The organism is Tenacibaculum aestuarii, assembly GCF_964510395.1.
Lineage (GTDB): Bacteria > Bacteroidota > Bacteroidia > Flavobacteriales > Flavobacteriaceae > Polaribacter > Polaribacter aestuarii.
In genome coordinates this window covers 673,937-694,143 of record NZ_CAZEFY010000001.1, presented here as the reverse complement: position 1 = coordinate 694,143, position 20,207 = coordinate 673,937, and the positions used below count along the sequence as shown (strand labels likewise).

Annotated in this window: 16 protein-coding genes; 12 read left to right on the top strand and 4 right to left on the bottom strand. The window is 34.1% G+C overall.

What is annotated here, in order from left to right:
- The first annotated feature begins 175 nt into the window (after positions 1–175).
- The gene (katG, locus tag ACKTSU_RS03320) at positions 176–2,374 is read left to right on the top strand and encodes a catalase/peroxidase HPI (protein WP_408034940.1); all 2,199 of its coding nucleotides are present in this window, start codon (positions 176–178) and stop codon (positions 2,372–2,374) included.
- Between the two features lie 63 nt (positions 2,375–2,437).
- Here the strand turns inward: katG and ACKTSU_RS03315 are convergent, their stop codons facing one another.
- The 4 genes from ACKTSU_RS03315 to ACKTSU_RS03300 all read right to left on the bottom strand — a co-directional run bounded on the left by ACKTSU_RS03315 (position 2,438) and on the right by ACKTSU_RS03300 (position 6,843).
- On the bottom strand, positions 2,438–3,601 hold the full coding sequence (locus ACKTSU_RS03315; RefSeq protein WP_408034939.1) for a sigma-54-dependent transcriptional regulator: 1,164 nt from the start codon (positions 3,599–3,601) through the stop codon (positions 2,438–2,440).
- Positions 3,602–3,642: 41 nt separating this feature from the next.
- Positions 3,643–4,488: a mechanosensitive ion channel family protein gene (locus ACKTSU_RS03310; RefSeq protein ID WP_408034938.1), complete on the bottom strand. Its 846-nt coding sequence runs from the start codon at positions 4,486–4,488 to the stop codon at positions 3,643–3,645.
- A gap of 99 nt (positions 4,489–4,587) precedes the next feature.
- A complete protein-coding gene (locus tag ACKTSU_RS03305) occupies positions 4,588–5,910 on the bottom strand; it encodes an ABC transporter permease (RefSeq protein ID WP_408034937.1) in 1,323 nt (440 codons plus the stop codon).
- Positions 5,911–5,913: 3 nt separating this feature from the next.
- The gene (locus ACKTSU_RS03300) at positions 5,914–6,843 is read right to left on the bottom strand and encodes an ABC transporter ATP-binding protein (protein ID WP_274633590.1); all 930 of its coding nucleotides are present in this window, start codon (positions 6,841–6,843) and stop codon (positions 5,914–5,916) included.
- A gap of 190 nt (positions 6,844–7,033) precedes the next feature.
- Here ACKTSU_RS03300 and ACKTSU_RS03295 point away from each other — a divergent pair, with 190 nt between their 5' ends.
- The 11 genes from ACKTSU_RS03295 to ACKTSU_RS03245 all read left to right on the top strand — a co-directional run bounded on the left by ACKTSU_RS03295 (position 7,034) and on the right by ACKTSU_RS03245 (position 20,191).
- Positions 7,034–7,495 (top strand): MarR family winged helix-turn-helix transcriptional regulator, encoded by a 462-nt coding sequence (locus ACKTSU_RS03295; protein ID WP_408034936.1) that lies wholly within the window; start codon positions 7,034–7,036, stop codon positions 7,493–7,495.
- An 18-nt stretch (positions 7,496–7,513) separates the two neighbouring features.
- The gene (locus ACKTSU_RS03290; protein ID WP_408034935.1) at positions 7,514–9,919 is read left to right on the top strand and encodes a 3-hydroxyacyl-CoA dehydrogenase/enoyl-CoA hydratase family protein; all 2,406 of its coding nucleotides are present in this window, start codon (positions 7,514–7,516) and stop codon (positions 9,917–9,919) included.
- A 4-nt stretch (positions 9,920–9,923) separates the two neighbouring features.
- Entirely contained in the window at positions 9,924–11,114 is a 1,191-nt protein-coding gene (locus tag ACKTSU_RS03285) for an acetyl-CoA C-acyltransferase (RefSeq protein WP_408034934.1), read from the top strand.
- A gap of 123 nt (positions 11,115–11,237) precedes the next feature.
- Positions 11,238–13,046, top strand: coding sequence for an acyl-CoA dehydrogenase family protein (locus ACKTSU_RS03280; RefSeq protein ID WP_408034933.1), 1,809 nt, complete (start codon positions 11,238–11,240; stop codon positions 13,044–13,046).
- A gap of 311 nt (positions 13,047–13,357) precedes the next feature.
- Entirely contained in the window at positions 13,358–14,356 is a 999-nt protein-coding gene (locus ACKTSU_RS03275; RefSeq protein WP_408034932.1) for a PliI family lysozyme inhibitor of I-type lysozyme, read from the top strand.
- An 11-nt stretch (positions 14,357–14,367) separates the two neighbouring features.
- A complete protein-coding gene (locus ACKTSU_RS03270; RefSeq protein ID WP_408034931.1) occupies positions 14,368–14,793 on the top strand; it encodes an META domain-containing protein in 426 nt (141 codons plus the stop codon).
- 330 nt (positions 14,794–15,123) lie between these two features.
- Positions 15,124–16,110, top strand: a complete 987-nt coding sequence (locus ACKTSU_RS03265; RefSeq protein WP_408034930.1) for a hypothetical protein — start codon at positions 15,124–15,126, stop codon at positions 16,108–16,110.
- Positions 16,111–16,163: 53 nt separating this feature from the next.
- Positions 16,164–16,694 (top strand): SH3 domain-containing protein, encoded by a 531-nt coding sequence (locus ACKTSU_RS03260; protein ID WP_408034929.1) that lies wholly within the window; start codon positions 16,164–16,166, stop codon positions 16,692–16,694.
- Positions 16,695–16,784: 90 nt separating this feature from the next.
- Positions 16,785–17,345 (top strand): helix-turn-helix domain-containing protein, encoded by a 561-nt coding sequence (locus ACKTSU_RS03255; RefSeq protein WP_408034928.1) that lies wholly within the window; start codon positions 16,785–16,787, stop codon positions 17,343–17,345.
- Between the two features lie 87 nt (positions 17,346–17,432).
- Positions 17,433–19,850: a heavy metal translocating P-type ATPase gene (locus ACKTSU_RS03250; protein ID WP_408034927.1), complete on the top strand. Its 2,418-nt coding sequence runs from the start codon at positions 17,433–17,435 to the stop codon at positions 19,848–19,850.
- A 119-nt stretch (positions 19,851–19,969) separates the two neighbouring features.
- Entirely contained in the window at positions 19,970–20,191 is a 222-nt protein-coding gene (locus tag ACKTSU_RS03245) for a heavy-metal-associated domain-containing protein (RefSeq protein WP_408027953.1), read from the top strand.
- Positions 20,192–20,207: the final 16 nt, after the last annotated feature.

The following is a 20,207-nucleotide window of genomic DNA, read 5'->3' as shown; positions in this document are numbered from 1 at the left end:
AATACATTTTAAAAAACAAAATAAACAAAACAAATACAAACCTAATTATCAAAAAGTTATATACCAAAAAAACAAAACAATAAGAAATTTTTATATTGAAATAAAAAATATAGATAAAAATTATTCAAGGTTTTGTCGTAAATTTGATGGTATTCTAACCTATAAAATTGATAACATGAAAGAAGCACACACTCACTCTTCAGGTAAAAACGGAAAGTGTCCATTTTCACAAGGCGCTAATACAGAGATACATGATAACGTTATGGAATGGTGGCCTAAATCTTTGAATTTAGACATTCTCAGTCAGCATGACACTAAAACGAATCCTCTAGGGGAAGATTTTAATTATGCTGAAGAATTTAAAAAACTAGATCTTGAAGCTGTAAAAAATGATTTAAAAACATTTATGAACGATAGTCAAGATTGGTGGCCTGCCGATTGGGGAACTTATGGTGGATTAATGATTCGTATGGCGTGGCACGCTGCGGGTACTTATAGAGTTGCAGACGGAAGAGGTGGTAGTAACACCGGAAACCAACGTTTTGCTCCCTTAAACAGTTGGCCCGATAACGGAAACCTAGATAAAGCACGACGCTTATTATGGCCTATTAAAAAGAAATATGGGAATAAACTATCGTGGGCTGACCTTATTATTTTAGCAGGAAATATGGCCTACGAATCTATGGGATTCAAAACTTTTGGTTTTGCTGGAGGGCGTGAAGATATTTGGCATCCTGAAAAAGATATTTATTGGGGATCAGAAAAAGAATGGTTAGCTCCTACGGGAAGTAAAGGCACGCGCTATTCTGGTGAGCGAGATTTAGAAAATCCTTTAGCAGCTGTTATGATGGGATTAATTTATGTAAACCCTGAAGGTGTTGATGGCAAACCTGACCCGTTAAAAACTGCACATGATGTTCGAGTAACTTTTAAGCGTATGGCTATGAACGATGAAGAAACCGTTGCGTTGACAGCTGGTGGGCACACCGTAGGAAAAGCTCATGGTAATGGTGATGCAGATGCTTTAGGTCAAAGTCCTGAAGGAGCTGAAATTCACAATCAAGGTTTTGGTTGGATGAACCCTAAAGGAAACGGGAATGCAGCAGATACTGTTACCAGTGGTTTGGAAGGTGCTTGGACAACTACCCCTGACAGATGGAATCATACCTATTTTCATTTATTATTAAATCATGAGTGGGAATTAAAAAAGAGTCCTGCTGGTGCTTGGCAATGGGAACCTGTTAACATGGATGATGCTGACAAACCTACCGATGCTCATAACCCGAATATCAAAAGAAATCCTATCATGACTGATGCGGATATGGCGATGAAAATGGATCCTGAATACAGAAAAATATCTGAAAAATTCTACAAAGATCCAGCCTATTTCGCTGACACTTTTGCTCGTGCTTGGTTTAAGTTAACACATCGTGATTTAGGGCCTAACACACGTTATTTAGGCACTGATGCTCCAACAGAAACTCTTATCTGGCAAGATCCTGTTCCTACTGTTGACTATACTTTAAGCGAAACTGAAATTGAAGAACTAAAAGAAAAACTATTAAATAGCGGACTTACTCGTACTGAATTAATCAATACTGCTTGGGATAGTGCTAGAACTTTTAGACATTCTGACTTTAGAGGTGGTGCTAATGGGGCACGTATTCGTTTAGCTCCTCAAAAAGACTGGGAAGGAAACGAACCAACAAGATTAAAGAAAGTATTAGATAAACTTGCTGAAATTCAATCAGGATTAAGCAAGAAAGTAAGTATTGCTGATTTGATTGTTTTAGGAGGTAGTGCTGCTGTTGAAAAAGCCGCTCAAGAAGGTGGTGTCAACATTAAAGTTCCTTTTACTCCTGGAAGAGGTGATGCAACCACTGAAATGACAGATGCTGAATCTTTTGATGTTTTAGAGCCTTTACATGACGGATATAGAAACTGGCAAAAGAAAGATTATGTGGTAAAACCTGAAGAATTATTATTAGACAGAACACAACTTATGGGCCTAACTGCTCCTGAAATGACTGTTTTAGTTGGAGGAATGCGTGTATTAGGAACCAACCACGGAGGAACTAAACATGGTGTATTTACAGAAAACGAGGGGGTATTAAGTAACGACTTCTTTGTAAACCTTACTGATATGAAATACTCTTGGAAACCTGCAGGAGAAAATCTATACAACATTGTTGACCGTAAGACTGGAAATACTAAATGGACAGCAACTAGAGCTGATTTAATTTTTGGTTCAAATTCAATTTTACGTTCCTATGCTGAAGTGTACGCACAAGACGACAACAAAGAAAAGTTTGTTAAAGATTTCGTAGCTGCTTGGACTAAAGTAATGAATGCTGACAGATACGATTTAAATTAAAACAAGTATAACCAATAAAAAAGAAGAGCAAAATTGCTCTTCTTTTTTTATAAAGTATTTATGCTATTTACTAGCAAATAGTTTTACATCATTTTTAGAGACTTCTTTTTCTCCTAAAATAAGTAATCGTTCAACTACATTTCGTAACTCTCTAATATTTCCTGTCCAATCATATTCTTGCAGTAACTTAATAGCATCATTAGAAAATCCTTTTATAGGCATACCTTGCTCTTCAGAAATTTTCTTTGCAAAGAAATCTACTAATAACGGTATATCTTCTCTTCTTTCATTAAGCGCAGGAACTTTAATTAAAATCACTGCTAAACGATGATATAAATCTTCACGAAAACGTCCTTCTTCAATTTCCTTTTTTAAATCTTTATTCGTGGCAGCCACGACACGTACGTTCACTTTAATGTCCTTATCAGAACCTACACGTTGAATGCGATTTTCTTGTAATGCACGTAATACTTTTGCTTGTGCAGATAAGCTCATATCCCCTATTTCATCTAAGAAAATAGTTCCCCCATTTGCTGCCTCAAACTTTCCTGCTCTATCTTTATTAGCCCCTGTAAAACTACCTTTTACATGTCCGAATAGTTCACTTTCTATTAATTCTGAAGGAATAGCTGCACAGTTTACCTCAATCATTGGTGCTTTAGAACGATCAGACTTTTCATGCAACCAATGTGCTACTAACTCTTTTCCTGTTCCGTTAGGTCCTGTAATTAACACACGAGCATCGGTAGCTGAAACTTTTTCTATTATATCTTTAATATGAGTAATAGCCTCACTTTCACCAATCATTTCGTAGTTTTTGCTAACCTTCTTTTTTAAACGTTTGTTTTCAACTACTAGTTCTTTTTTATCCAATGCATTTCGAACTGTATTTAACAAACGATTTAAATCTGGCGGTTTCGAAATATAATCAAAGGCTCCTAAACGCATTGTATTAACTGCTGTGTCAAGATCTCCGTGACCAGATATCATCACCATTGGTGTTTCTGGCTTAATCTTTCTGGCCTTTTCTAATACCTCAACGCCATCCATTTTTGGCATTTTTATATCGCACAGCACTAAATCGTAATCTGTGTTCTTTATCATTTCAATTCCTGCTAATCCATCTTCTGCTTCTTCTACTTCATAGGAATCATTCTCTTCAGAAATGATTTTTTTTAACACTCTGCGGATTGCAGCTTCATCTTCTATTATTAATATTTTAGCCATATTTTCTTTTTATTCTTTCTAGAAAAGCAACAATTGAGCCATTATTTATTCTTCTCAATAATATGTATATCTCTTTGAGGAAATGGAATACTTATATTATGCTCTCTAAATAATTCATCAATCCTAAACCTAATATCACTCTTTGGTACCGCTGCCTGAAAGCTATCATTCAATGTAAAAATCAACTTAAAATCTAAAGAACTATCACCAAAGTTTTCAAAAAGCACCAATGGAGCTGGATGTTGATATACCTTTAAATGTTCATTAGCTGCTTGTAACAATAGTTTCTTAACCAAAGCTACATCACTACCATACGCCACTCCAACAGTAACATTTTCACGAGTTGTCGTTCCATTTTGCGTCCAGTTATATAAACTATTTGACAAATACTTATGATTAGGTATAACCAATACTTTATTATCAATAGTTACCGCTCGGGTAGTTCTTAATTTTATTTCTTCTACTCTTCCTACTTTATCATCTAACTCTATAATATCCCCTACATGTACACTCTTATCAACAATAATAAAAATTCCTGAGATGATGTCTTGAAAGAAGGTTTGTAAAGCCAAACCAATACCAATTAATAAAGCAGAAGATGCTACTAAAATTGCACTTAAATTAACTCCTGCCGAACTTAAGCCTATTGAAAAAACGACTACATAAGCCAACCAACTAGTAAAGGAGAAAATAGTATCAAACTTATTTTTATCTTCTTGTTCTAACTTGCTTTTTGCTAGCTTTTTTAAATACTTCAATAAAAACTTGACAAAAAGTAAGCCTACAATTAAAAACAGAATTGTTTTTAACGTGAACTCAACATCTTTTCCTCCCACAGGGATTCTGTAGTTTAAAAAATCGGTTATTTCCTTTATAATTTCTTTCATCTACTAGTTCTTATTGTTTTATTAATTAAATACAATCTACATTAAACTCTTTCAATTATAGTAAACTAACGACTGCACAATTTATTTCATAAAAAATGATTATCCTTTATAACGAATCCATTTCCATAAATCTTTATAGGTTGCTTTTTTACCATACATTAAAATACCTACTCGATAAATCTTAGCAGCTACCCATACAATCACCATAAAAGTAAGAATTAATAACAACATAGAAATGGCTATTTCCCACCAAGCTACTCCAAACGGAATACGCATTAACATAACTATTGGAGAAGTAAATGGAATGTATGAAAATACAACTGACACAGGCCCGTGAGGATCATTAATTACCGTTGCAAACCCTACATATACAGCTAAAATCAAAGGCAACATAATAGGCATCATAAATTGCTGAGTATCTGTTTCATTATCTACCGCTGCACCAACAGCTGCGAATAGCGAACTATACAGCATATATCCTCCCAAAAAATAGAAAATGAACAAGAAAAACATTTTAACTAAAGGCAATCTGAAAATTTCTTGTACAATCATTTCTCCCTTATCAGTTGCTGTTTGCTTAATTACCTCCATTTGTTCTGGTGAAACTTTAGCCGATTGTACATCCATCATATCAACTCCAAAGAAAGAGGATGCTATAAAACTAAATATTAAAAACAAAATTCCCCAAATAAAGAATTGTAATAAACCAGCTGAAGCATTTCCGATAATCTTCCCCAACATTAATTGGAAAGGTTTTACGGAAGAAACAATTACCTCGATAATTCTACTTGTTTTTTCTTCAATAACACTTCGCATTACCGAAGTACCATAAATCATAACAAACATCATTAATAAGTATCCTGCTATGGCACCTACTCCAATTTTCAATCCGTTGATTAATTTTGATGATTTTTCACCAGAGAAATTCAACATTTTAATTTCTGAAGCTATTTTCGATTCTTCAATATGCGCTAAATCAATACCAAAACTGGTTAGCTTTTCATGACGTAATACTTTGTCTATTTTATCCTCCAAACTTTCCATAATAGACATACTTGGTGAATCTTTCGAGAAGAACTCAATCGATTTTGCCAATACTTCTAAACTATCTTGCTTCGGAATATATAAAGCTCCGTAATAATCACCTTCTTCAACTTTCTTTTTAGAATCTTCAATACCTAACGCCGTAAAATCTTGATACTTTACTGTTTTAGAATCTACAAATACATCTTTAGAAAACTTTCCTGACTCATCAACATAAACTATCTTCTTAACCTTCTCATCATTCTTTTTCATTAAGAAAAATACCAACGCCCCCATACCAATCATTAACAAAGGACTTAGGAAAGTCATGACGATAAATGATTTATTTCTAACCTTAGCAATAAATTCACGTTCTATAATTAATCGTAATCTTTTCATAGCTTAACTGTTTTTATGTATTGCTTGAATAAAAATATCATTGGCACTTGGTACTAACTCGACAAAGTGCTGTACTTGTCCTTGAGTAGTTAAATACGATAGCAAATCGTTTGGTGAACTTCCGTTAGAAAGCTTCACGTTTAATTTCAATCCATCATTCAATAATTTGAAATCTGCTGGTAATACTTCAAAGTTTTGTTTTAATTTACTCTCAACTTCTCTCGAATTTGAAGTTGTTAACCCTACTTGAAAAGTATTTGTTCTAAATTCTTTTTTAATATCCTCTAGCTTACCGTCTAAAATTTTGTTTGATTTATTAATCAACGCTATATAATCGCACATTTCTTCAACAGATTCCATTCTGTGGGTAGAAAAAATAATAGTAGCACCTTCATCACGCAATTGCAAAATTTCTTTTGCTATTAACTGTGCATTAATAGGATCAAACCCAGAAAAAGGCTCATCAAAAATTAATAATTTAGGCTGATGCAATACCGTTACTATAAACTGTACCTTTTGCGCCATCCCTTTAGAAAGTTCTTCTATCTTTTTATTCCACCATGCACCAATATCAAACTTATCAAACCAATATTTAAGGCGTTTTTTTGCTTCGGCTTTACTTAAACCTTTTAACTGTGCCAAATACAACGCCTGCTCTCCTACCTTCATACTTTTATACAAACCACGTTCTTCCGGCAAGTATCCTATATATTCAATATGATGTGGTGCTAATTTTTCTCCATCTAAAATTACCTCACCACTATCTGGCATTGTAATTTGATTGATGATTCTAATTAAAGAAGTTTTTCCAGCTCCGTTAGGACCCAACAAGCCAAAAACGCTTCCTTTAGGTATGTGCATAGACACATTATTTAATGCAGTATAATCGCCGTAACGTTTTACCACATTATTTATTTCTAATAAATTATTCATAGACTCAATAGTTGATTAATTGCTGCCTGTTAAAAAACAGCAGTGACAAACTTACATATTTTTATACTCAATTAGTATCTACTTCGCTGTAAACGTTACAAGATTAATTTTATGTTAATTTTATTATGCATGCATAATTTTTTTATTAAATACTATGCATGCATAATAAATTTTTATATATTTGGCATCGATGGATAAAGATAAATCGATAGATCACCAATTAAGAGCCACTTGGCAAGCAGTTGCAAAAATGTATAATGAGCAAGCTGCTAAGCATGATAGCACCATGGCTACAGCTTTTGCTTTGTTGAATATAGATTATGAAAATGGTACTCCTTCTACAGCTTTAGGTCCTTTAATGGGAATGGAGCCTACAAGTCTTTCTCGCTTGTTAAAAACCATGGAAGACAAAGGAGTTATATGTCGTGAAAAGAATCCTAATGACGGGAGAAGTGTTATTTTAAAACTTACCGAATATGGTAAGGAAATGCGTGAAGTTTCTAAGGGACATGTTTACCAATTTAACAACAAAGTAAGAGAGCATATTACTGAAGAAGAATTAGAAACCTTCTTTAAAGTAACAACAACAATTAACAAACTAATTACAGATAAGTTGATATACGAAGAGGATATTGACAATCAAGCTGTATAAAAACAAACCAATAAACAAATGGCAAGAAGAATTAAAAAAGTAGCAATTATCGGTTCTGGTATCATGGGATCTGGTATTGCATGTCATTTTGCTAACATTGGCGTTGAAGTCTTATTATTAGACATTGTTCCAAGAGAATTGAACGACCAAGAAAAAGCAAAAGGATTAACCTTAGAAGACAAAGTAGTTCGTAACCGTTTGGTAAATGATGCTTTGACTGCTTCATTAAAGTCAAAACCATCACCTATCTACAATACAAAATTTGCAGATAGAATTACTACTGGAAACCTTGAAGACGATTTACACAAAATTAAAGATGTAGATTGGGTTATGGAAGTAGTTGTTGAGCGCTTAGACATTAAACAAAGTGTTTTTGAGCAAGTTGAAAAATATCGTACTCCTGGTACTATTATTTCTACCAACACTTCAGGTATTCCTATTAAGTTTATGAACGAAGGACGTAGTGAAGATTTCCGTAAGCACTTTGCGGTAACGCACTTTTTTAACCCTCCTCGTTATTTAAAATTATTTGAAGTTGTTCCAGGACCAGATTGTAAACAAGAAGTTACTGACTTCTTAATGGATTACGGTTCTAAATTCTTAGGAAAAACTTCAGTATTAGCAAAAGATACGCCTGCTTTTATTGGTAACCGTATTGGTATTTTCGGAATCCAATCGTTATTTCACCAAGTAAAAGAATTAGGATTAACAGTTGAAGAAGTTGATAAATTAACAGGTCCTGTTATTGGACGTCCAAAATCAGCTACTTTCCGTACTGTTGATGTAGTTGGATTAGATACGTTAGTACACGTTGCTAACGGAATTTACGAAAACTGTCCAAACGACGAAGCTCACGACTTATTTAAGTTACCAAGTTTCATCAACACGATGATGGAAAACAAATGGTTAGGAGATAAAACTAAGCAAGGTTTCTATAAAAAGACAACCAATGCAGAAGGAAAACGTGAAATTTTAGCGTTGGATTTAGATACGATGGAATACCGTCCGTCTAAAAAAGCAAAATTTGCTACGTTAGAATTAACAAAAACAATCGATAAGCCAATTGACCGATTTAAAGTATTAGTTGGCGGAAAAGATAAAGCGGGAGAATTCTACCGTAAGAACTTCGCAGCAATGTTTGCGTACGTTCAAAATAGAATTCCAGAAATTTCTGACGAGTTATACAGAATTGACGATGCTATGAAAGCAGGTTTCGGATGGGAGAATGGTCCTTTCGAAATTTGGGATGCTGTAGGAGTTGAAAAAGGTATCGAATTAATGAAAGCTGAAGGAAAAGAACCAGCTGCTTGGGTTACTGAAATGGTAGCTAAAGGAGAAAAATCTTTCTATACAGTTAAAGACGGTGCAACATATTACTACGATGTACCAGCAAAAGCACAAGTTAAAAAGCCAGGACAAGATTCATTTATCATCTTAGACAACATTCGTAAAACTACCGAAGTATTCAAAAACTCTGGTGTGGTGATTGAAGATTTAGGAGACGGAATCTTAAACTGTGAATTCCAATCTAAAATGAACACTATTGGTGGTGATGTTTTAGCAGGATTAAACAAAGCAGTTGATTTAGCTGAAAAAGACTTCCAAGGATTAGTTATTGGTAACCAAGGAGCGAATTTCTCTGTTGGTGCTAACATCGGAATGATTTTTATGATGGCTGTTGAGCAAGAGTACGACGAGTTAAATATGGCTATCAAGTATTTTCAAGATACCATGATGCGTATGCGTTACTCTGCAATTCCTACTATTGCTGCTCCTCACGGAATGACTTTAGGAGGTGGATGTGAATTATCATTACACGCAGACAAAGTAGTTGCTGCTGCTGAAACCTACATTGGATTAGTAGAGTTTGGAGTTGGAGTTATTCCTGGTGGTGGTGGATCAAAAGAAATGGCTTTAAGAGCACAAGACTTATTCCACTCTGGCGATGTTCAATTAAACGTATTACAAGAGCACTTCTTAACTATTGGTATGGCAAAAGTGGCAACTTCAGCTTATGAAGCATACGACTTAAACCTACTACAAAAAGGAAAAGACATTGTTGTTGTAAACAAAGACCGTCAAATAGCAGAAGCTAAAAAACACGCTGTATTATTAGCTGAAGCTGGTTATACACAACCTGTAAAACGTAAAGATGTTTTAGTATTAGGTAAGCAAGCCTTAGGTATGTTCTTAGTAGGAACAGACTCTATGGAAGCTTCTAAATATATTTCTGAACACGATCAGAAAATTGCAAACAAACTAGCCTATGTTATGGCTGGAGGAGATTTATCAGAACCAACAAAAGTTACTGAGCAGTATTTATTAGACCTGGAACGTGAAGCTTTCTTAAGTTTAACTACAGAACGCAAAACGTTAGAGCGTATTCAGCACATGCTAAAAACTGGTAAACCATTAAGAAACTAAAACAATGAAAACAGCATATATAGTAAAAGGATATAGAACCGCCGTAGGGAAATCTAAAAAAGGTGTGTTCAGATTTAAAAGGGCTGATGAATTAGCTGCTGAGACCATCAAATATATGATGACTCAACTGCCTGAATTCGACGTAAAGCGTATCGACGATGTTATTGTTGGTAACGCAATGCCTGAAGGTTCTCAAGGATTAAACATGGCAAGAATCATTTCGTTAATCGGATTAGATTCTGTAGATGTTCCTGGAGTTACCGTAAACCGTTTCTGTTCATCAGGATTAGAAACTATTGGTATGGCAGTAGCAAAAATTCAATCTGGAATGGCAGAGTGTATTATTGCTGGTGGAGCAGAAAGTATGAGTTCTGTACCAATGACAGGTTTTAAACCAGAATTAAACTACGATATCGTAAATGCTGGTCACGAAGATTACTATTGGGGAATGGGTAATACTGCAGAAGCAGTAGCTCAACAATACAATGTATCTCGTGCAGATCAAGATCAATTTGCATACGAATCGCACATGAAAGCTTTAAAAGCATTAGATAGCGATCGTTTCCAAGATCAAATAGCTCCAATTGATGTAGAAGAAACTTACATTGATGGAAACGGAAAACGCGCTACAAGAAATTACACAGTTACTAAAGACGAAGGTCCACGCCGTGGAACAACAGTAGAAGCCTTGGCAAAATTACGTCCTGTATTTGCTGCTAATGGTTCTGTTACGGCTGGTAATTCATCGCAAACTAGTGATGGAGCTGCTTTCGTAATGGTAATGAGTGAAGATATGGTAAAAGAGTTAGGCATTCAGCCAGAAGCTCGTTTGGTTAGTTATGCAGCAGCAGGTGTACCACCTCGTATTATGGGTATTGGTCCTGTAGCAGCTATTCCAAAAGCCTTAAAACAAGCGGGGTTACAACAAAGTGATATTGAATTAATTGAATTAAACGAGGCATTTGCTTCACAATCATTAGCTGTTATTCGCGAATTAGATTTAAATCCGGATATCATTAACGTAAATGGTGGAGCAATTGCTTTAGGTCACCCATTAGGATGTACTGGTGGTAAGTTATCTGTTCAGTTATTTGATGAAATGCGTAAGCGTAATATGAATAACAAATACGGAATGGTTACCATGTGTGTTGGTACTGGTCAAGGTGCCGCAGGTATTTTCGAGTTCTTAAGCTAGAACTAAGATATAGGTATTGAGTATTGAGAGATTTTCTCTGCTCTTTTTAAAATAAATAAAAGAATTATAAAAGTAGTTAGTATCTCAATACTCACTACCAAATACTAAAAATCTAAAAAAATTATGTCAGAATTAACTAAAGATCTTTTACGCGGAGGGCAGTTCTTAGTAAAAGAAACAAAATGCGAAGATATATTTACTCCTGAAGATTTTTCAGAAGAGCAAACAATGATGCGTGATGCGGTTAAAGAATTTAACGACCGTGAAATCATTCCTCATAAAGAACGTTTCGAAAAGAAAGACTATGCTCTTACTGAAGAAACCATGCGTAAAGCTGGTGAATTAGGATTCTTAGGTGTGGCTGTTCCTGAATCATATGGTGGATTAGGAATGGGATTCGTTTCTACAATGTTAACATGTGATTACATTTCTAGTGGAACAGGATCTTTCAGTACAGCTTTTGGTGCACACACAGGTATTGGTACTATGCCAATTACTTTATACGGTACAGAAGAGCAAAAGCAAAAATATGTTCCTGCATTAGCAATGGGAGAGCGTTTTGGAGCTTACTGTTTAACAGAACCAGGAGCAGGATCGGATGCGAACTCAGGTAAAACTACTGCTGAGTTAACTGAAGACGGAAAGCACTATAAAATTAACGGACAAAAAATGTGGATTTCAAATGCAGGTTTTGCTGAGATCTTCATCGTTTTTGCTCGTATTGAAGATGATAAAAACATTACTGGTTTTATCTTAGAATATGATAAAAACAATCCTAACGGAGTAACTTTAGGAGAAGAAGAACACAAATTAGGTATTCGCGCCTCTTCTACACGTCAGGTATTTTTCAACGATACATTAGTTCCTGTTGAAAATATGTTATCTGTACGTGGTGGTGGATTCAAAATTGCCATGAACGCCTTAAACGTTGGTCGTATTAAATTAGCAGCTGCTTGTTTAGATTCTCAAAGAAGAATTGTAACTCATGCTGTAAACTACGCAAACGAGCGTAAGCAATTTAAAACTCCTATTGCTGAGTTTGGAGCTATCAAAATGAAATTAGCTGAAATGGCTACTAACGCTTATGTTGGTGAGTCTGCATCGTACAGAGCTGCTAAAAATATTGAAGATAGAATTGCGATTCGTGAATCAGAAGGAAACACGCATCAAGAAGCAGAATTAAAAGGTGTTGAAGAATATGCTATTGAATGTTCTATCTTAAAAGTAGCTGTTTCTGAAGACGTACAAAACTGTGCTGACGAAGGAATCCAAATTTACGGAGGTATGGGATTCTCTGAAGAAACCCCAATGGAGTCTGCTTGGAGAGATGCTCGTATTGCACGTATCTACGAAGGAACTAACGAAATCAACCGTTTATTATCGGTAGGAATGTTAGTTAAAAAAGCCATGAAAGGTCATGTAGATTTATTAAATCCGGCAATGGCAGTTCAAAACGAATTAATGGGAATTCCTTCTTTCGATACTCCAGATTATTCTGAATTATTCTCAGAAGAAAAAGAAATTCTTGCTAAACTTAAGAAAGTATTCTTAATGGTTGCAGGAGCTGCTTTACAAAAGTTTGGTCCTGAATTAGAGCAACACCAACAATTATTAACGGCTGCTTCAAATATTTTAATTGAAATATACATGGCAGAGTCTGGAATTTTAAGAGCTGAAAAGAATGCGAAGCGTTTTGGTGAAGATGCTCAAAAAGAACAAATTGCAATGGCGAAGTTATACTTATATAATGCTGTTGAAATTATTACTAAAAGCGCAAGAGAAGGAATTATTTCTTTCGCTGAAGGTGATGAGCAACGCATGATGTTAATGGGACTTAAGCGTTTTACAAAATATGCCAACTACCCTAACGTAGTTGAGTTACGTGATACAATTGCAGAGAAATTAAAAGCAGAAAATAAATACTGCTTCTAACCCTCTGAAAGATTAGATATAATTCATAGTTAGTACACACTATCAGCAAACTAACTTGAATAAAAAATTTCTTCAACTATTATAGGTTTTAGAATTTAGTTGTTTGTTTAAAAGATCGTCAAATTAGGTTTTGGCGGTCTTTTTTTTGATAAAATTTCTTTCTAAAATCTAATGATCAATCAATCCAACTATCTAAGAATCCAACTATCTAATCATCTAAAATCAAACTCTCTTAATATTTTCTTAAAACCTTTTTTCATATCTTTAATGGTATATTTATTGAAACAAATTCCTCTGAAAAATTGAAAAACATGATAAAACTAAACACTTCAGCTTTATTAGGAATGGCTTTTTTAGCCCTGGTAAGCTGTAAAAACGAAACAAAAAAAACAGACACACAAGAAACTACTCAAGAAGCTGTAACTACGACTCTTAGTGTTACAGGAAACTATGTTTCTTCCGAATACGAGAAAAAAGATGAAGGTTACGATTGGGTTTCGGTTGCTGTAAAAACTGCTAAAGACGAGCAATTAAAAATTGCTGTTCGTTCGCGTGCTGACAAAAAGAAACCTACCTGTACTTTTGACGCACTTGCAAAAAAAGTAAATGACAGTACTTATACAGCTACTGCGGAAGGAAAAACAATCCTATTTTCTTTTAAAGACAATCAAATTTCCATCACTACTCAAAACGAGTCTGATAGCAACATCTTAAATTTTTATTGTTCAGGAGGAGGTAGTCTTGCAGGTTCGTATCAGAAAATTGAAGGTGATTTAGATCAAGCACAAATAGATAAAACCATTTTTAACAAGCATTTAAACTTACAGGGAATTGGTTTTAATATCACTACTCAAAAAAATGGAATGGAAACTGAATTAACGGTTACTCCGTACGGATTAGAAATAGATAATTCAGCCGTTACTCAAACTATTGACGGTAGTGTTGTTGATGCAGAAATTGAAGATTTAAACTCTGATGGTTCTCCTGAAGTTTTAATCTACACAAAATCTGACGGAAGTGGAAGCTATGGAAATGTTGTTGGATTTTCAGTAAACAATAAAAAATCGATGAGTCAAATATACTTCCCTCCTATTACCGATAACAAAGAGTTAAGTGATGGTTATATGGGGCATGATGAATTCACGATTGTAGAAACTACCCTAGCACAACGTTTTCCTATTTATAAAGAACGTGATAGCAATGCCAACCCAACAGGTGGCACCAGACAAATTACTTACAAATTGGTTGATGGAGAAGCATCAAGAAAATTTGTAGTAAAAAACTCAACTGAATTTAACACTAATAACTAAACTTAAATATTATGAAAAAACTATCATTTGTATTCGCAGTAATTCTATTAATCACAGTGTCTTGTACAAAAAAAGACAATAGCGAACAATTATACGGAACCACTTGGGAACTAGAATACATCTCTGGACCTAAAATTGCCTTTGATGGATTATTTCACATGAAAAAACCTCAACTGACCTTTGACAAAGAAACCCAAAAAGTTATGGGGAATAATGGTTGTAATGGGTATTCTGCTGAATTTACTTTAGAAGGAGACGCTATTTCTTTTGGTGAACCAGGACCAACAACCATGATGTACTGCGGACAAGGGGAACAGGAGTTTTTAAAAACCATTAAAAAAATTAATAAGTATAGTTTTGATGAAGACGGAAAACTAAACTTATTAATGGACGATGTAACCATGATGCGTTTTAAAAAAGTAACCACTGAAGAATAATTCACGATAACTGTCTCTTTAAACGAATTAATAACTTATGGGAAAACCTCATGCTATACAGCCTTTTTTGGTTTGTTGGTGTGAGGTTTTTATTTTTATCATAAAATAACGTCATAACGAGGAGCAACAGCGACGTGGTTATCCCATAAATTATAGCACAAACACTCTTTATTTACTAAAACTACGGAAAACACCTATTCTTGTTACGGTTTCTCGCAATTTTTATTACTCTTTTTATAATAATTTCGAAAACACATAACCTATATACACCTTTCTAGCATAGGGTGTATAAGAAGATAAAAGATACTTTTATAACCTAATAAAACTAAAATGACTACATTAAAAGGAGCAATACGATCATATGGAGCTGCCGTCCGTAGAATGGAAAGAGAGCAACAACGACAGGCTCGTGAAGCTGCAAAAAGGTTTAAAGAACAGCAAAAGTTACAAGAAATTAAAAATGCTCAACAAGCTGTTTCTGACTGGCAAAGTTATGTTGAAACAATACAATCTGTCCACAAAAATTGCACTGCCCCAATAGATTGGCAACAAATTGAGAATACCGAAAGACCAAATGAACCGACCCCTATTACAAAATATGAAATTATAGCCAAAAATAAATTAGACAATTTCAAGCCTTCTTTTTTCGATAAGCTATTTGGTTCAACTCAAAAGAAAATAAATAAGCTTTCAAAGCAATTGGATCAAGCAATAGAGAAAGACAAAAAAGAATTTGACATTGCATATAAAGAATATTTAGACGAATTAAATAATTGGCAGGAACTTCAAGAAATTACAACAGGAATTAAAAAAAGAGAATCTGATTCATATAAAAAAGCACTTCAATATTTTGATCCTTTTTCTGACATTGGAGAATTAGGAACTAAAATTAATTTCAATTTTGACCAAAATCATATTGATATCGATTTACATGTAAATAGTCTAGATGTAATTCCAGACTATGAATTAAAACAAACATCAACTGGAAAACTTTCCAAAAAGAGTATGCCTAAATCGAGATTTAATGAATTATATCAAGACCACATTTGCAGTTCTTCAATTCGTGTAGCCAGAGAAGTATTTGCTTATTTACCAATTGATTATGCCCGAATTAATGCTTTGGCTAAAATTGTAAATACTAAGACTGGGCATCTTGAAGAACAACCAATTTTATCTGTGATATTTCCACCTCAAACAATTGAAAATTTGAATCTGGATACTATTGACCCTTCTGATAGTATGCAAAATTTTGTTCATAATATGAGCTTTAACAAAACCAAAGGTTTTTCAGTAGTAAAAAAAGTCGAGCTAAACTAAGTAACAACTCATAACTAGTAATACCATTGTAGCTAATTATTATTAACAACAATATGAAAAAAGAAATTACAATATTTTTAATGTTATTTACCCTTTTTGGATTTTCTCAAGAAAATCCAAAAATTGACAGTTTACAAACTGAAATCGTAAATCTGAATAAAAAAATAGAAGACTTAAAATCACAGATACAAACTGAAATTTTAACGAATGGTTATAACTTAAAAGCCGAGAAAAGTTACAGCTTTTCTGTGTTAAAGCTAAAAGACAAAAAATACGGGGAAGTATTAGACACAATAAAAGAAGGAGATATCATAAAAATAATTGACAAGGAAATTGGATTTTATAAAGTTGAATATAATGGAACTACTGGAATTGTCGATGAATCAGATTTAAAAGTTGATTATTCTTCATCTCTGAAATTACTAGAATATAAATATGTTAGAAATAACTCCAGAAAATCATCGTTTTCAAGTTCAAGAAAAAAATCACTTGATTATTCAAAACCTGTTAAAGTAAAAGGGCATTACAGAACTACTAAATCTGGAAAAAGAGTTTATGTAAGGCCACATACTAGGAAAAGATAAAATTGCTAAAAACAACAAAACTGCAATAGTAAAACCATTGTCTTCTATTAGAACTGTATCTTTACAAAAAATAGAAGTAAGAAAAATAAGATGACTCTTTTTATCAAAAACATGGTTTGCAACCGCTGTATCCTAGTCATTCAAAATGAATTAGACAAATTAGGTATTGGCGTAAAAAGCATTAAATTGGGTGAGGTTATACTCGAAAAAGAACTTACTTCAGATGAAAAAGAACATCTAGACGAGATTTTACTTGATTTAGGCTTCGAGATTATTGATGATAAAAAAAGTCGCATTATTGAAAAGATTAAAAACTTAATCATCAATTTGGTACACCATCAAGACAGTGAAACAAAAGTTAACTTATCTGAACTATTAAGCAACGAACTACATCACGATTATAATTACTTATCCAATCTTTTTTCTGAAGTAGAAGGTACTACTATTGAAAAGTATTTTATTGCTCAAAAAATAGAAAAGGTAAAAGAGTTACTTGTTTACGATGAATTATCATTAAGTGAAATTGCTTTCCGTTTACACTATTCAAGCGTAGCCTATTTGAGCAATCAGTTTAAAAAAGTTACAGGATTAACGCCAAGTCACTTTAAAAAAATCCGTAAAGACAGAAGAAAACCATTAGACGAAGTGTAAATCTTATAAATCAATTCCAAAATTCCACAATAAATTTTCTCTAACTTAATGCCAACTTTGTATTGTACAAATTAATACAGTAAAAAAATGGCAACAAATAACAATAAAGATATCATTTACCTACCTCTAGAAGGTGTGGAAAGTGAACACTGTGCTTTAATCGTTGAAAAAGGATTAGCACATGTTGAGGGAATTGAAACCCACAAAGTAGAACTAAACAACCAAAGAGCTGCTATCACGGTTACTAACGAAGAAGTTCTTGCAAACGCCGTTACCGCTATAAAAGATTTGGGCTACGGTGTAACCACTGTTAAAAAAGTATTTCCAGTATTGGGTATGACTTGTGCCTCTTGTGCAGGAAGTGCTGAAAGTATTGTTAGCTACGAACCAGGTGTAGTAAATGCTTCGGTAAATTTTGCTAGTGGAAATTTAACGGTAGAATACCTTCCAAACATGACCAATGCTACAAAACTGCAAAAAGCAGTACAAGGTGCGGGGTATGATTTGCTAATTGAAGACGAAACCAAACAACAAGAAACCCTCGAAGCTATTCATGAAAAGAAGTTCAAGCAACTAAAGACCAAAACCATGTGGTCGGTAATACTTTCATTGCCTGTAGTTGTTATTGGTATGTTTTTTATGAACATACCTTACGCCAACCTTATTATGTGGGCCTTCTCTACCCCCGTATTATTATGGTTTGGAAAAGACTTTTTCATCAATGCATGGAAGCAAGCCAAACATCGTTCCGCAAACATGGATACTTTGGTTGCTTTAAGTACAGGTATAGCATATATATTTAGTGTATTCAATATGTTATTCCCTAAATTTTGGGAATCTAGAGGATTAGAAGCACATGTATATTTTGAGGCAGCTGCGGTTATTATCGCATTTATTCTGTTAGGAAAACTATTAGAAGAAAAAGCCAAAGGAAACACCTCTTCTGCCATTAAAAAATTGATGGGGCTACAGCCTAAAACTGTTGTTGTGATACAACCTGACGGAACGGAAAAGCAAACCCCTATTGAAAATGTGAACGTAAATGATACTATTCTTGTTAAACCAGGAGAAAAAATTGCGGTAGACGGTATTGTTACTACAGGGAGTTCGTATGTAGATGAAAGTATGTTAAGTGGTGAACCTGTTCCGGTACTAAAAGAAGAAAATGAAAAGGTTTTTGCAGGAACCATCAATCAAAAAGGAAGTTTCCAATTTAAAGCTGTTAAGGTTGGGAAAGAAACTATGTTGGCTCTAATTATTAAAATGGTACAAGATGCACAAGGTAGTAAAGCTCCTGTACAGAAATTGGTTGATAAAATTGCAGGTATTTTCGTACCTGTAGTAATGAGTATTGCTGTGATTACATTTATTATATGGTTTGTTTTAGGCGGTGATAACGGAGTAGTTCAAGGATTATTAGCTGCTATCACCGTATTGGTTATTGCATGTCCTTGTGCTTTAGGGCTTGCTACTCCTACCGCTATTATGGTGGGTGTTGGTAAAGGTGCCGAAAAAGGTATTTTAATTAAAGATGCTGAAAGTCTTGAATTGGCTAAAAAAGTAAACGCAATTATTTTAGATAAAACAGGAACTATTACCGAGGGAAAACCAGAGGTAACTGGTATATCTTGGTTACAGAATAACGATACTGCTAAGAACATTCTTTTAAGTATTGAGAAAAAATCTGAACATCCATTAGCAGAAGCAGTTGTAAAGTTTTTAGGAGATACTGCCACTACCCCACTAACAAATTTCGACAGTATTACAGGTAAAGGTGCTAAGGCTGATTATAATGGCGAAACCTTTTTTGTGGGTAATAAAAAGTTGTTGGCTGAAAATAAAGTTACCATAGCGGACGAACTTTTAAAACAAGCAGACGAATGGAGCAAACAGGCTAAAACTGTTATTTGGTTTGCTAATAGTAAAGAAGCACTTTCTGTACTTGCTATTTCAGACAAAATAAAAGAAACCTCAGTACAAGCTATTAAGGAACTACAAGCTATGGACATTGAACTATACATGCTTACTGGTGACAACGAAGCTACCGCAAAATCTATTGCTGAAGAAACAGGTATTCAACATTATAAAGCTGAAGTATTACCACAACACAAAGCTGATTTTGTAAAAGAGTTACAGCAACAAGGAAAAACTGTTGCTATGGTGGGTGATGGTATTAACGACAGTACTGCCCTAGCTACTGCCAATGTTAGTATTGCCATGGGAAAAGGTAGTGATATTGCGATGGATGTTGCTAAAATGACCATTATATCATCAGACCTAAGTAAAATACCACAAGCCATAAAACTATCAAAACAAACGGTAGCTACCATTAAACAAAACCTGTTTTGGGCATTTATTTACAACCTTATTGGTATTCCTATTGCAGCTGGTATTTTATATCCATTTAATGGTTTCTTATTAAATCCTATGATTGCTGGTGCAGCTATGGCTATGAGTAGTGTTAGTGTGGTTAGCAATAGTTTACGATTAAAATGGAAAAAGTAAAATCTCACTCAGTAAGTAAATCTGTAAATCTCACAAATCAATCTTAAAATTGTACAACAACAAACACCCCTGTTGTACTGAAATTTGCAGTATTCAATAACAAATAAATTTTTAATATAATGGAAAATAATAAAGAGTTAAAATTCAAAACAAACCTTAACTGCGGAGGATGTGTATCAAAAGTACAAGCTGATTTAGACAATGCTGAAGGTATTTGCCATTGGAATGTAGATACTAATTTTGATGATAAAATTCTTACCGTAAGTTCTAAAGGAATTACTGCGGATGAAGTAATTGCTATCGTAAAAAGTAAAGGTTTTAAAGCTGAGCCTTTAGTATAAAAAGCAAGAATATAGT